Genomic DNA, 12,748 nt, shown 5'->3' on the forward strand with positions numbered 1-12,748 from the left:
TTTATGCTGGCGAACGAAAGAGAGAGTATGCGCTCAGATAAGCAGCATTATTAATTTCACTGATGGGAGTAAGAGCAATGGCCACACGGACGGAACGCGACAGCATGGGCGAACTGGAAGTGCCTTTCGATGCCCTCTACGGCGCGCAGACTCAGCGGGCAATCAATAACTTTCCTGTTTCCCATACGCCTATGCCGACCGCTTTTATTCATGCGGTCACCCGCATCAAACTAGCCGCAGCACGTGCAAACCAAACCCTGGGAGGGTTAGATAGCGCACGTGGTGAAGCTATCCAAAAAGCGGCTCGTGACGTATTAACCGGCAAGCATGACCAGCATTTCCCCATCGATGTTTTTCAAACCGGTTCAGGCACTTCCACCAATATGAACGTCAACGAGGTGTTGGCGACCTTAGCAAGCAGGGAGGGCGTTGAGGTAACCCCGAACGATCACGTTAATATGGGGCAATCGAGTAATGATGTGATCCCAACGGCTATCCATCTTTCCGCGGCCATTGCTGTTCACGAATCGCTGCGCCCAGCCCTTGTTCATCTGCGCGATACTATTGATCAGCGCGCAAGCGAACTAAGCCATGTGGTAAAAACCGGCCGTACGCATCTTATGGACGCTATGCCGCTGCGCATGGATCAAGAGCTGGGCGCTTGGTCGAGCCAGATTAATCAGGCCATAGAGCGTTTTGACAGCGCAATGAAGAGGCTCTGCAGATTAGCGCAAGGCGGGACCGCTGTAGGTACCGGTGTTAACGCGCCAGCCGGTTTTGCTGAGCAGGTTGCTCAAGAGCTTAGTGAACAGACCGGGTTAATGTTCACGCCCAATGACAGCTTTTTTGCCAGCCTCTCGTCACAAGATGCGGCAGTAGAGCTGTCGGGGCAACTGAAAGGGCTCGCCTGCGTCATCATGAAAATTGCCAATGATTTGCGCTGGATGAACTCTGGCCCACTGGCAGGGCTGGGGGAAATTGAACTTGAGGCACTGCAGCCCGGTAGCTCCATTATGCCAGGAAAAGTTAACCCGGTGATTCCAGAATCAGCCGCTCAGGCTGCCGCGCAAGTGATTGGCCTGGATACGGCCATTACGGTTGCCGGGCAAAGCGGCAATTTTCAATTGAACGTGATGTTGCCGCTGGTCGCTTCCAATCTACTTACCTCCATTAGCCTGATGAGTAACACCGCCCGGCTGCTAGCGGATAGAGCAATTGCGACCTTTAAAGTGCGTGAAGAGAATTTAAAAGGGCCGCTAGCAAAGAACCCTATTTTGGTAACGGCATTAAACGGCGTGATTGGTTATAACGCTGCCGCGGCGATTGCTAAAGAGGCTTATCAAGCCGGGCGGGCGATTATTGATGTTGCTGAGGAGAGGACCGACCTGGATCGCGAAACGTTAGAGCGGCTGCTAGACCCGGCCGTGCTTACCCAGGGAGGCGTCCCTGAGTAAGCAATGCAGGTAGCCAGCGATCAGGTCTCTTGTTTTTCAATTTTACCTTCTTGGATTGTTTCGCTGGCCTCACTTCGCTCTTCCGTACTGGCCTCTGGGGTTTCTGCTTCATTTTTGCGCGAAGGGCGATAGCAAAACGTTGCCAACATAGGAAAATGATCAGAACCAAAGTACTTCAGCCGCTGCATACCCAGCAGTGTGAAGTGTTCGGTCACAAAAATATGGTCCAGTGGCCAGCGCAATATCGGGTATTTGGCGTGGAAGGTGCTGAACAACCCGCGTCCTCGGCGTGGGTCAAGCATGCCGCCAACACGGCAAAACAGGCGTGTTGTGCGTGACCATGCCACGTCGTTAAGGTCGCCAGCGACTAGTGTCGGTTGGGGGTCTTCATGAATACGTTTGCCTACCAACAACAGCTCTGCATCGCGCCAAAGGGATTTTTCACTCTCGCTAGGTGCTGGCGGGCGAGGGTGCAGGGCAAATAGGCGAATAGAGTCACCGTTAGCCAGCGTTACTCTGGTATGAATAGACGGGATGTCATCTTGAATCAGCCATTCAACGGAGGTGTCGGTAAGCTCAAGATGAGAATAGAGGTGCATGCCATAAAGATTGTCTAGCGGGATTTTAACGCTATTGGGCCATTGCTCAGCTAACGCGGGATCCAATTGGTCTTGCCACCATTGGTCAGACTCTAGCGTTAATACGATGTCAGGCTGGTGCTGTTTGATCATATCGATTAACGGTTGAACTTGCCGATTAGGCGTCAGCACGTTAGCAATCAGCAGGGTAATGGTTTTATCTTCGTCGTTACTTTTTGCTGTTTTAACCTGTATAGGCCATAGGCGAGTAAAAGGCATAATGTAGTAGCCTTGGATCAGAAAAGTGATGCCTGACGCAAGTAGTGCTACCCATTGCCATGGGCCAGCCTCGACCAGTATTGCCGTTGCAATGAAGGTGACTAACGCTAGGCTAATAATCTGTAGGCGTGGAAACTCAAAACTGCGAACCCACCACCAATGTAATTCTATGCGCGCCATCAGTGTCGCTATTAATAACACGATGGCTATGCTTCCTAGCAAAATACCCAGCATGGTCTATCACCCTTAATGAATATCAAGAATATTAAAATACCCAGCCTAGCGGTATAAGGATTATAAAGATAGAAATGCGCTATAAATGACGATCTATATCCCGTTGAGCGGCTCAGGGTGCATTCGCTCGTGGTGTAAAATAGCTTGCAATTCAGTGATGAAAGCGTAAAATACGCATCCGTTGCTTAGCTAGCGCCATCTGTTTCAGCGCGCAATAGGACCATAGCTCAGTTGGTTAGAGCGCCACGTTGACATCGTGGAGGTCGGCGGTTCAAATCCGCCTGGTCCTACCATTCGCTAGCCAGCCCCAATTTCTAGGACCATAGCTCAGTTGGTTAGAGCGCCACGTTGACATCGTGGAGGTCGGCGGTTCAAATCCGCCTGGTCCTACCAGCTATTATCAAAAGCACCCCGGCATTTATTGCTCGGGGTGCTTTTGTATGGGCGTTGTTAGCGTTCAATTAAGTCGGGCAGCTCTGTCTGACGTATAAAGGTGGCGACTAGCGCTTCAATGCCTGCTTGGTCTTGTGAGGTAAAGCGCGCATGGCGAGGGCTATCCAGGTCAAGAACCCCCCAAAGGGTGCCGTTGACTACAATGGGCACTACCAACTCGGAGCGTGAGTTGGCGTCGCAGGCAATATGGTCAGCCACCGCATGCACATCGTCGACTCGCTGAGTGATTTGCTGGCGTGCAGCGGCACCGCATACGCCTTTGCTGAATGGGATCGGGTGGCAGGCAGGCTGCCCTTGGAACGGGCCCAGGCCCAAGACGTCAGGCTGGCGCTGGAGATAAAAGCCGACCCAGTTAAGGTCGCTAAGCTGCTGCTGAATAAAAGCACACGTTTGGGCGCTGTTGGTGAGCCAGTCGCGCGTATCAAGCAGCGCTTCGAGCTGGCGATTAAGAAGTGGGTAGTCAACGCTGTTTTGCATGAAGCCTCTCTTGCTACTAACGCAACAGGCCGGCACTTTTTGCATAGGAGATACCTATGCGTGCCGGCCTGATGTCATCTATTGATTACTAATTCGCGGTTTTACTCGGTCCAGCCAGGTACCGCAGCACCTTTAAATAGCTCTTCCGCTTTTTCAATCACTTCATCACGCTGATAGGCGTCGACCAGTTGGCGAATCTCTTCGCGCTCTTCGTCACCGCCACGTACGGCGATCAAGTTAACATACGGAGATTCAGGGCCTTCTTTAATCAAGGCGTCATCCAGGCTCAGGCCAGCAGGCTGCGCGAAGGTATTATTGATGAACGCCATATCGACATCAGGCAGTACGCGAGGAAGCTGGGCCGCCTCAATTTCGCGGAAACGGAAGTCACGGGGGTTTTCAGCGATATCAATAGGTGTTGATTCCAGAAACTCTGGGTCGTTAAGGGTGATCAGCCCTTCGTTGTGCATCAGGATCAACGCGCGGCCCTCATTAGAAGGATCGTTGGGCAGCGCGATTTGCGCACCGTCAGGTAGATCGTCGATGCTGTCGTATTTTTCTGAGTAAGCGCCGATTGGGTAAACGAAGGTATAACCCGCAATTGCCAGGTCATAGCCGCGATCTTCTACCATCGACTGCAAGTAGGGCTCGTGCTGGTAGGCGTTGGCATCCAGGCTGCCGTCGGCCAGAGCAGCATTGGGCGTGACGTAATCAGTGAACTCAATGATTTCGACATCCAGATCATACTCTTCTTTGGCAATGCGCGCTGCCACTTCCATTACTTCCGTTTCAGGGCCGGCAACGGTACCCATCTTGATGCTGCGCGTTTCAGCGTTAGCGACGTTAACCGCAAGGGCTAAGGCGGTAAGACTACCAATAATGAGTTTTTGCATGAGGTCTCTCCAGTAACGTTGTACGTAATGGTTCAATGATGCGGTAATAAGAAGCAGTTGTCTAATGCGTTTTGGTTATATTGGATTATTCCGTTGGGCGCTTTTATTTACGATCACTCTTGCGCACCAAGTAGTCACCCAGGCTTTGGAAGCCTTGCACCATAACAACCAGAATCACTACCGTAATCAGCATGATGGTGGGGTTGAAGCGGTTGTAGCCGTAGCGAATGCCCAAGTCGCCTAGGCCGCCGCCGCCGACGGCACCCGCCATGGCGGAGTAACTGACCAGCGTGACGGCGGTAATCGTTAAGCCAGTCATGATTCCGCCACGGGCTTCTGGGATCAGTACTTTGCAAATGATCTGCCACGGCGTTGCCCCCATGGCTTGGGCGGCTTCAATTAATCCTGGCGAAATCTCATTCAGCGCTGCTTCTACCAGCCGAGCAACAAACGGAATGGCAGCAATAGTAAGCGGCACTGACGCGGCGTTAATACCAATTGAGGTACCTACCAACATGCGCGTAAAAGGGATGATGGCCACCATCAAAATAATGAACGGAATAGAGCGGCCAATGTTGGTAATAATGCTCAGCAATTGATTGAGCACCGGCTTCGCCAATATTTGGCGTGGGCGAGTGACATACAGCATCACGCCAAGCGGTAGGCCCACTAGGGTAGAAATAAGCCCTGAGACGGCCACCATATAAAGGGTATCCAGCGTGGCCTGTAAAATAAGATCAATCATTGCGCTGGACATGGCCGAGTACCTCTACCTGTAGTTGATGAGATTCAAGATAGGTCATGGCTTGCTGAGTTTGCGTCGGCGTGCCCAGCAGCTCAGCGATCATCAGGCCCAGTGTGCGTTCCTGGATCGACTCTACCTTGGCTTGCAAAATGCTGACATCGACCCCGCACTCGCGAGCCAGGCGTGAAATCAGCGGTGTGGAAACCGCGTCGCCAGAAAACGTTAGGCGTACCACCGGATGTGTATTATCGCCAGGGGTATCAACGAGTCTTTCTATCAGCTCTTTAGGCGGCGTTAGCTGAAGAAAGTCATTGAGAAACTCACGGCCAAGCTGGGTGCGAGGGGCGGTGAAGAAGTCGCCGACTTCGGAATCCTCCACCAATTCGCCGTCTGAAATCAGGCTGACGCGGTGGCAGATCGATTTCACCACTTCCATCTCGTGGGTGATCAGTAGAATGGTGATCCCCAGTTGATGATTAATGTCACGCAGCAGTTCTAATATAGAGCTGGTGGTCTGTGGATCTAACGCGGAGGTGGCCTCATCGCACAGTAATACCTGCGGCTTGCTGGCCAGTGCCCGAGCAATCGCGACGCGCTGTTTCTGGCCGCCTGAAAGCTGGGCGGGATACTGATCCGCTTTATCTGCCAGGCCAACCATTTCCAGCAGTGGAATAACACGTTCGCGAACGGTATGACGTTTTTGTCCCATCAGCTCAAGCGGTAGGGCAACATTATCGAAGACCGAGCGCGTGGTTAGCAGATTGAAGTGCTGAAAAATCATACCGATGCGGTGACGTGCCTGGTTAAGGGCTGCGTTACTCAGGCTCGTCATTTCCTGGCCATCCACTGTCACGGTGCCACTAGTGGGGCGCTCTAGCAGATTAACGCAGCGAATTAGTGTCGATTTCCCCGCGCCAGACAGGCCAATGACGCCGTGAATGGTGCCTTTGGGCACGATGAGGTTGGCTTCTTTAAGCGCATGGATGGCATTGGAGCCGTTGCCTTTGTTGTTGCTGAAATAGGTTTTACTGACGTTGCTAAGTTCAATCATAGCGTCTGCCTTAACGGTAGGCCGAAGACGGAGTGCGGGGTGCAAGCATTGGGCGGGTCAGTATAGGGCGGGCCTGCAGCGAATGAGAAACAAAAAAGGCCACCCTAATGGGCGGCCATCAACGCTGGACACACCCTTTTAGCTGCACTTCACCGAGTTAGAAACTTGGTGGACGCCCGCAATCTGGGTACAAATCGGCGTCATTACATTTGCGGCAAAAGCTTAGAGATAGGTAGGTGTTTTGTCAATTATAGCCGTCTGATTTTATGTTTTAGGAGCTTACAATAGTCTTTTATTCTATTAGAAAAGAGTGTTTAGGTTTTTAGAGCTGTCGACAGGCTTAGAGGGGCGTGTTCGATGAGAGAAAAACACGCTTACGCAAGACCCTATAAAAACGAGTGACGTAGAATAGAGGGCCTCACGTTTCATGCTCTTATGGAAATCACCATAAGAGTGCACACATAGGGGGCGCCAGTAGTAAGCTTGTGCCCATGATTTTGGTTATTTTTACCTCCCCGCTTTTAATACTTAGTTTTTTAATACTTAGTTTTTACCCATTAGGAGAATGAGCCATATGTTTACGGGCATTGTGCAAGGGGTCGCCAAGGTAGTAGCGGTGCGTGAGCTGGATGATTTTCGCGTACATGTTGTGGAAATGCCGCCAGCCATGCGCGAGGGGCTTGAGATTGGTGCATCTGTTGCTCATAACGGCGTTTGCTTAACGGTGACGGCCATCGATGGTGATAGCGTTAGTTTTGATTTGATGCGTGAAACGCTGAGATTGACTAATCTTGGTGCAATTGTGCCAGGGCAATGCGTCAATATAGAGCGTGCGGCGCGTTTTGGCGATGAGATTGGTGGGCACTCTATGTCGGGGCACATCATTTCCATGGCAGAGGTAGTGGCTATTGAAGAAGCGCCCAATAACCGTCGATTATGGTTTTCCCTGCCGGAAAGGCTTGGCCGATTTGTGTTCGAGAAAGGCTATATCGGGGTGGACGGTATCAGTTTGACTATCGGTGATGTACGTCAAAGCGGTAGCGGAAGCGTAGAGTTTAGCGTCAATTTAATCCCTGAAACCTTATCGCGCACTACGCTTCAGGATCGAGCGCCGGGGGATCAAGTCAATATTGAAATTGATCCGCAAACCCAGGTGATCGTTGAAACGGTAGAGCGCGTGCTCTCTCAAAAAAACGGGCGCAGCAACCCTCTTTAGCTTAATCCGCCATTGAATTGACCGATCGGTTAGGTTGTGGCCTGAAGATTGCTTTGTATACAGCGGCGGGGCTGCTCTCGCTTACATGGGTCGCCATGCTGAAGCGCTCGCATCACGGTGAGCGTTTCGGTAGTATGTGCGGCTTTTCTCAGCACCAGAACGCGTGCGCGTGCTGCGTTATCGCTAAGGATAAGAAAATTCATGAAACTTCTGGATAGTTATTTCAAGCTCACTGAGCACAAAACTAATGTGAAAACAGAAGTTATCGCCGGGATCACTACGTTCCTGACGATGGCCTACATTATTTTTGTTAACCCGAGCATCCTGTCTGAAGCGGGCATGGACTACGGTGCGGTATTTGTGGCGACGTGCATAGCCGCAGCGATTGGCTGTTTCGTGATGGGCCTATGGGCCAATTATCCAATCGCCCAAGCACCAGGCATGGGGTTGAATGCCTTTTTCACCTACGGTGTTGTATTGGGTATGGGGTATACATGGGAAGCGGCACTCGGCGCCGTCTTCTTCTCTGGTCTCTCTTTCTTCCTGTTAAGCATTTTTAGAATTCGTGAATGGATTATTAACTCTATTCCCATGACATTGCGACTCGGGATCGCTGCTGGTATCGGTCTTTTCTTGGCGATGATTGCGCTGAAAAATGCCGGTATTGTGGTTGCTAATCCCGCTACCTTTGTTTCTTTAGGTGATCTATCTCAGCCGCCCGCCTTATATGCGCTGTTAGGCTTCTTTGTGATTACCGCGCTTTCTTACCTGCGCGTCACCGGTGCGGTCATGATCGGTATTTTGGGCGTGACAGTGATTGCCATGGTGCTGGGCCATAATGAGTACGGCGGTCTAATGTCGATGCCTCCCTCGATTGCGCCTACATTTATGGCGATGGATTTAATGGGCGCGCTAGATGTAGCGATGCTCAGCGTCATTTTTGCCTTCTTGTTTGTTGATTTGTTTGACACCTCGGGCACGTTGGTGGGCGTTGCTCATCGGGGCAAACTACTGGATAAAGATGGCAAGCTGCCGCGCCTTGGCCGTGCCATGATGGCTGACAGTGCCGCGTCTATGGCGGGTGCTGCATTGGGTACTTCCACTACCACTAGCTATATTGAATCAACAGCGGGCATCGCATCCGGTGGCCGGACTGGTTTGACGGCGGTAGTCGTGGGCGGCCTATTCCTGATCAGCCTGTTCTTCGCACCGTTGGCGGGCTCCATTCCGGCCTACGCTACCGCTGGTGCGCTGCTGTATGTAGCGGTATTAATGACGGGTAGCTTGGCGCATGCTAATTGGGAAGATCCAACGGATGCTGCGCCGGTACTGATTGCTGCTTTGGCAATGCCGCTGACGTTCTCGATTGCCGAAGGAATTGCACTCGGTTTCATCAGCTACGTAGCGATCAAAACGTTATCAGGCCGTTTTAGCGACTTGAATCCGGCCGTTATTATTTTGGCGCTCCTGTTTGCGGTAAGGTATCTCTTCTTGGTTTGATCGGCCTTTTCCGCTTTCTAACTACTTAATTTTACTACTCAATGAGAGACGCGATGAGCATCTACGGCGACTACATTAAGTCCGTTATTCGCACGGTTCCAGATTGGCCTGAGAAAGGCGTGAATTTTCGCGACATCACTCCTTTGCTACAAAATAGCGCGGCCTTTCGCAAGCTGATTGATAGCTTCGTACATCGCTATCAGGAAATGAACCTGGATGCTATCGCGGCAATCGATGCGCGCGGTTTCATTATTGGCGCACCGCTCGCTTATGAGTTGGGGTGTAGCTTTGTGCCGGTGCGTAAGAAGGGCAAGCTACCGTTTAAAACCATCAGCGAGACTTATACGCTGGAGTACGGTCATTCGGAAGTTGAGCTGCACTCCGATGCTTTCCAGAAAGATGACCGTATTCTGCTGATGGATGATTTGATCGCCACCGGTGGCACTATGCTGGCAGCGGCTAACCTTATCCAGCGCAGCGGTGGTCACGTAGTGGAAACGGCTACGATTATTGATCTTCCCGAACTGGGTGGGTCACAAAAAATTCGCGATGCGGGTTACAGCGTATTCGCAGTTTGTTCCTTCAACGAAGACGAGTAGCCCCCAATGAGCAGCGATCGTTATCACCAACACTTCACTGTCTCCTGGGATCAGCTTCACCGTGATGTGCGTACGCTTTGTCATCAGATGATCGAGCGTGATTTTAAGGGCATTGTGGCGATTACCCGTGGCGGTTTAATTCCGGCCGCACTAATCGCCCGTGAGCTTAATATTCGTCTGATCGATACGGTGTGTATTAAGAGCTACGACCATATGGATCAGGGTGGCCTGGATATTATGAAGGGTGTCGACCATGACGGTGATGGCTGGCTACTCGTCGATGATTTAGTCGATACTGGCAAAACTGCACGCGCAGTACGCAAAATGTTGCCTAAGGCACACTTTGTGACCATTTATGCCAAACCGGACGGTCGTCCATTGGTGGATCAATACCTAACGGAAGTAGCGCAGCAGTGCTGGATCCAGTTTCCTTGGGATATGGGTGTTGCTTACGTTGAACCACTCGTCGATCAAATGAAGAGGTAATGATGGCCAATCCACTTCCTGACGATTGGAGTCAGTGGCTGGGTGATGAGTTTAAGGCTGACTATATGCTCGCACTAAAGGAGTTTTTGGCGCAGCAGAAGGCGGCTAAAAAAACCATTTACCCCCACTCAGCGCAATGGTTTCGCGCCTTTGAGTTAACCCCTCTGCATGAAGTGAAAGTCGTTATCTTGGGGCAAGATCCTTACCACGGCCCCAACCAAGCTCATGGCTTGAGTTTCTCCGTACGGCCCGGTGTACAGGTGCCGCCTTCGCTAGCTAACATCTACAAAGAGTTGGCCAGCGATGTCGGCTTTAAACCGGTGCAGCATGGCAACTTGGATAGTTGGGCCAAGCAGGGCGTCCTGTTATTAAACACCTCGTTAACGGTTGAACAAGGGAATGCTGGTTCTCATCGCGGCAAGGGGTGGGAGGTATTCACTGACCGCGCCATTGAAGCCGTTAGCCAGCATGCGTCGCCATGTGTGTTTTTGTTATGGGGAAGTCAGGCGCGCCAGAAGAAAGCATTAATTGACCAGAGTCGCCATTTGGTGCTTGAAGCCCCGCACCCGTCGCCGCTCTCTGCGCATCGAGGGTTTTTTGGCACCCGGCACTTTTCGCAAGCAAATCAATTCCTGCAAGCGCAGGGGCGCACGCCTATCGACTGGCAATTGCCGGAAACCCCTTAACCTCCTATTAGGTTGCGGGTAGAATGTGCGCAATTTTGCGTCTAGTGACATACCCAGATTGTCATTTTGAATCCCCAGCTGTGAGGAAGTCCCATGAGTGTTTACGCCATTAACCATCCGCTTGTTCAACATAAGCTGGGACTGATGCGCGAAGTTGATCTGAGCACTAAGAGCTTTCGTGAGCTGGCAGGTGAAGTCGCTAAGCTATTGACCTATGAAGCAACCAAAGGTCTTGAGCTGGAAGATCACGAAATCCAAGGATGGAACGGCGAGCCGATTGCAACACGACGGCTTAAGGGTAAAAAAGTTACCGTGGTACCGATTTTGCGCGCAGGCTTGGGTATGTTAGAAGGTGTAACAGACTTAATTCCCAGTGCTCGAGTCAGTGTTGTTGGTCTTTACCGCGATGAAAAGACGCTTGAGCCAGTACCGTATTTCGCCAAATTCGCTAACGATATCGAAGAGCGTATGGCAATCGTGATTGACCCTATGCTGGCCACCGGTGGTTCAATGGTGGCTACGTTGGACATGCTGCGTGAGCGTGGCTGTGTGCATATGAAGGTGATTGTGCTTGTCGCTGCCCCTGAAGGCATCAAACGGGTGCAGGAAGCATATCCCGACATCGAAATTTACACTGCTTCGGTCGATGAGCGACTCGATGAAAATGGCTATATCGTCCCTGGACTAGGTGACGCAGGCGATAAGATTTTCGGAACGCGCTAAGCGCCTTTTTTAAATTAGCCCCTCACGCTTCGCGTTAGGGGCATTTTTTTGCATATCTACTCTCTAATAATCACTAGGAATTCTCTAATGCGTGAAGCTACCAGCCAGGCAGAGTCGTGGCCAAAAGTAGTATTAACCGGTGCACAAATGCTGTTTGTGGCTTTTGGTGCCTTGGTATTAGTACCGCTTTTAACCGGACTTGACCCGAGTGTCGCACTGTTTACTGCTGGGGCTGGCACGTTGATATTTCATGCAGTGACGAAGCAAAGTGTGCCCGTTTTTTTGGCCTCTTCGTTTGCTTTTATCGCGCCTATTCAGGGGGCGGTAGCAAGCTTCGGTGTGCCGGCCACGATGGGCGGTCTGATGGCCTCAGGGCTGGTATATGTCGCGATCTCACAAGCGGTGCGATTAAAAGGTACCGCTTGGCTGCACCGCTTACTCCCTGCCGTTGTGGTCGGGCCGGTAATCATGGTCATTGGCTTGGCGCTGGCGCCTGTGGCAGTCAGCATGGCAACCGGTGAAACCAGTGACAACATCGGCTATGGTCCGGCCATTTTTCTCTCAATGACCAGCTTGTTGGTGACTTTGTTGCTGGCCGTTTTTGGCCGCGGCCTGCTCCGCCTAGTGCCGATTATGGGGGGTATCGTCACGGGTTATTGCTTGGCGTTGTTAATGGGATTAGTAGATTTTACCCCGGTACGCGAAGCGGCGTGGTTTTCGGTGCCCAGCTTTACCGCACCCAGTTTTCACTGGGCCGCTATTCTATTTATGATCCCGGTCGCTATCGCCCCGACGGTAGAGCACATTGGTGACATGGTTGCTATTGGCTCAGTGACCCGCAAAAACTATTTGGAAAAACCCGGCCTGCATCGCACCCTGTTAGGCGATGGGTTGGCGACCAGTGTGGCAGCGCTATTTGGCGGCCCCCCGAATACAACCTACTCGGAAGTCACGGGGGCGGTAACGCTGACTCGGGCATTTAACCCCAAGTACATGATTGTTGCTGCGATTTTTGCCATTGTGCTGGCGTTTGTGTCTAAGCTTGGTGCGCTGCTGCAGACTATACCCGGCCCGGTCATGGGGGGGATTATGACATTGCTGTTTGGTTCTATTGCGGTCGTTGGTATGAACACGCTAGTGCGAGCAGGGCAGTCGCTGACGGCACCTCGCAACTTAGTAGTGGTCTCGCTCATACTGGTATTCGGAATAGGTGGTATGCAGTTCGGGAGCGGTCAATTTACCCTGCAAGGCGTGAGCTTGGCTGCACTGGTAGGTATTGCGTTGAACTGGCTATTACCCAAGGCGCAAGAGGGCGAGTAAAGTCATCCACTTTAACGCTGTAAGCATCGTATGAATGGCAAGTAGGGGGGTAGG

Annotated in this window: 13 protein-coding genes and 2 tRNA genes; 10 read left to right on the plus strand and 5 right to left on the minus strand. The window is 51.7% G+C overall.

The genetic code is table 11. The features are described 5' to 3' along the window. Nucleotides 1–77 precede the first annotated feature (77 nt). On the plus strand, nucleotides 78–1,454 hold the full coding sequence (locus V8L71_RS12865) for a class II fumarate hydratase (RefSeq protein ID WP_035557459.1): 1,377 nt from the start codon (nucleotides 78–80) through the stop codon (nucleotides 1,452–1,454). Nucleotides 1,455–1,474: 20 nt separating this feature from the next. Here the strand turns inward: V8L71_RS12865 and V8L71_RS12870 are convergent, their stop codons facing one another. Beyond that, a complete protein-coding gene (locus tag V8L71_RS12870; protein WP_035557462.1) occupies nucleotides 1,475–2,545 on the minus strand; it encodes an endonuclease/exonuclease/phosphatase family protein in 1,071 nt (356 codons plus the stop codon). A gap of 216 nt (nucleotides 2,546–2,761) precedes the next feature. On the opposite strand from V8L71_RS12870, the gene V8L71_RS12875 reads away from it, so the two are divergent. Together V8L71_RS12875 and V8L71_RS12880 are read left to right on the plus strand one after the other, a co-directional pair. Then, nucleotides 2,762–2,838, plus strand: a tRNA-Val gene (locus V8L71_RS12875). Between the two features lie 23 nt (nucleotides 2,839–2,861). Beyond that, nucleotides 2,862–2,938 (plus strand) — tRNA-Val (locus V8L71_RS12880). A 57-nt stretch (nucleotides 2,939–2,995) separates the two neighbouring features. Here the strand turns inward: V8L71_RS12880 and V8L71_RS12885 are convergent. The 4 genes from V8L71_RS12885 to V8L71_RS12900 form a co-directional block, all read right to left on the minus strand. Further along, nucleotides 2,996–3,475, minus strand: a complete 480-nt coding sequence (locus tag V8L71_RS12885) for a GAF domain-containing protein (protein WP_035557466.1) — start codon at nucleotides 3,473–3,475, stop codon at nucleotides 2,996–2,998. 101 nt (nucleotides 3,476–3,576) lie between these two features. Beyond that, nucleotides 3,577–4,368, minus strand: coding sequence for a MetQ/NlpA family ABC transporter substrate-binding protein (locus tag V8L71_RS12890; protein ID WP_008956223.1), 792 nt, complete (start codon nucleotides 4,366–4,368; stop codon nucleotides 3,577–3,579). Between the two features lie 103 nt (nucleotides 4,369–4,471). Beyond that, the gene (locus V8L71_RS12895) at nucleotides 4,472–5,125 is read right to left on the minus strand and encodes a methionine ABC transporter permease (RefSeq protein ID WP_008956224.1); all 654 of its coding nucleotides are present in this window, start codon (nucleotides 5,123–5,125) and stop codon (nucleotides 4,472–4,474) included. Next, nucleotides 5,106–6,164, minus strand: a complete 1,059-nt coding sequence (locus V8L71_RS12900) for a methionine ABC transporter ATP-binding protein (RefSeq protein ID WP_035557469.1) — start codon at nucleotides 6,162–6,164, stop codon at nucleotides 5,106–5,108. Before V8L71_RS12900 ends, V8L71_RS12895 begins: the two co-directional genes overlap by 20 nt. Nucleotides 6,165–6,738: 574 nt before the next feature. Between V8L71_RS12900 and V8L71_RS12905 the strand changes: the two genes are divergently transcribed. From V8L71_RS12905 to V8L71_RS12935, 7 genes are all read left to right on the plus strand, one after another. Next, nucleotides 6,739–7,380: a riboflavin synthase gene (locus V8L71_RS12905; RefSeq protein ID WP_035557472.1), complete on the plus strand. Its 642-nt coding sequence runs from the start codon at nucleotides 6,739–6,741 to the stop codon at nucleotides 7,378–7,380. A 201-nt stretch (nucleotides 7,381–7,581) separates the two neighbouring features. Beyond that, nucleotides 7,582–8,880 (plus strand): NCS2 family permease, encoded by a 1,299-nt coding sequence (locus tag V8L71_RS12910; protein ID WP_035557474.1) that lies wholly within the window; start codon nucleotides 7,582–7,584, stop codon nucleotides 8,878–8,880. 53 nt (nucleotides 8,881–8,933) lie between these two features. Further along, complete coding sequence (locus V8L71_RS12915; protein WP_035557476.1) at nucleotides 8,934–9,479, plus strand: adenine phosphoribosyltransferase; 546 nt, start codon at nucleotides 8,934–8,936, stop codon at nucleotides 9,477–9,479. Between the two features lie 6 nt (nucleotides 9,480–9,485). Continuing rightward, nucleotides 9,486–9,965, plus strand: coding sequence for a xanthine phosphoribosyltransferase (gpt, locus tag V8L71_RS12920; RefSeq protein WP_008956229.1), 480 nt, complete (start codon nucleotides 9,486–9,488; stop codon nucleotides 9,963–9,965). A 2-nt stretch (nucleotides 9,966–9,967) separates the two neighbouring features. Further along, on the plus strand, nucleotides 9,968–10,651 hold the full coding sequence (gene ung / locus V8L71_RS12925) for a uracil-DNA glycosylase (RefSeq protein ID WP_200897148.1): 684 nt from the start codon (nucleotides 9,968–9,970) through the stop codon (nucleotides 10,649–10,651). A gap of 93 nt (nucleotides 10,652–10,744) precedes the next feature. Beyond that, a complete protein-coding gene (gene upp / locus V8L71_RS12930; RefSeq protein ID WP_035557479.1) occupies nucleotides 10,745–11,374 on the plus strand; it encodes a uracil phosphoribosyltransferase in 630 nt (209 codons plus the stop codon). 87 nt (nucleotides 11,375–11,461) lie between these two features. Continuing rightward, entirely contained in the window at nucleotides 11,462–12,694 is a 1,233-nt protein-coding gene (locus V8L71_RS12935) for a uracil-xanthine permease family protein (RefSeq protein WP_035557480.1), read from the plus strand. The last annotated feature ends 54 nt before the right edge of the window (nucleotides 12,695–12,748 follow it).

The sequence above is a fragment of the Vreelandella indica genome (assembly GCF_037070225.1).
Taxonomy (GTDB): Bacteria; Pseudomonadota; Gammaproteobacteria; order Pseudomonadales; family Halomonadaceae; genus Vreelandella; species Vreelandella arctica.

Bases quoted from the DNA above. Each gene is read 5' to 3' on its own strand.
- V8L71_RS12865 (WP_035557459.1), top strand. From the start codon at position 78: ATGGCCACACGGACGGAACGCGACAGCATGGGCGAACTGGAAGTGCCT.
- V8L71_RS12870 (WP_035557462.1), bottom strand. From the start codon at position 2,545: ATGCTGGGTATTTTGCTAGGAAGCATAGCCATCGTGTTATTAATAGCG.
- V8L71_RS12885 (WP_035557466.1), bottom strand. From the start codon at position 3,475: ATGCAAAACAGCGTTGACTACCCACTTCTTAATCGCCAGCTCGAAGCG.
- V8L71_RS12890 (WP_008956223.1), bottom strand. From the start codon at position 4,368: ATGCAAAAACTCATTATTGGTAGTCTTACCGCCTTAGCCCTTGCGGTT.
- V8L71_RS12895 (WP_008956224.1), bottom strand. From the start codon at position 5,125: ATGTCCAGCGCAATGATTGATCTTATTTTACAGGCCACGCTGGATACC.
- V8L71_RS12900 (WP_035557469.1), bottom strand. From the start codon at position 6,164: ATGATTGAACTTAGCAACGTCAGTAAAACCTATTTCAGCAACAACAAA.
- V8L71_RS12905 (WP_035557472.1), top strand. From the start codon at position 6,739: ATGTTTACGGGCATTGTGCAAGGGGTCGCCAAGGTAGTAGCGGTGCGT.
- V8L71_RS12910 (WP_035557474.1), top strand. From the start codon at position 7,582: ATGAAACTTCTGGATAGTTATTTCAAGCTCACTGAGCACAAAACTAAT.
- V8L71_RS12915 (WP_035557476.1), top strand. From the start codon at position 8,934: ATGAGCATCTACGGCGACTACATTAAGTCCGTTATTCGCACGGTTCCA.
- gpt (WP_008956229.1), top strand. From the start codon at position 9,486: ATGAGCAGCGATCGTTATCACCAACACTTCACTGTCTCCTGGGATCAG.
- ung (WP_200897148.1), top strand. From the start codon at position 9,968: ATGGCCAATCCACTTCCTGACGATTGGAGTCAGTGGCTGGGTGATGAG.
- upp (WP_035557479.1), top strand. From the start codon at position 10,745: ATGAGTGTTTACGCCATTAACCATCCGCTTGTTCAACATAAGCTGGGA.
- V8L71_RS12935 (WP_035557480.1), top strand. From the start codon at position 11,462: ATGCGTGAAGCTACCAGCCAGGCAGAGTCGTGGCCAAAAGTAGTATTA.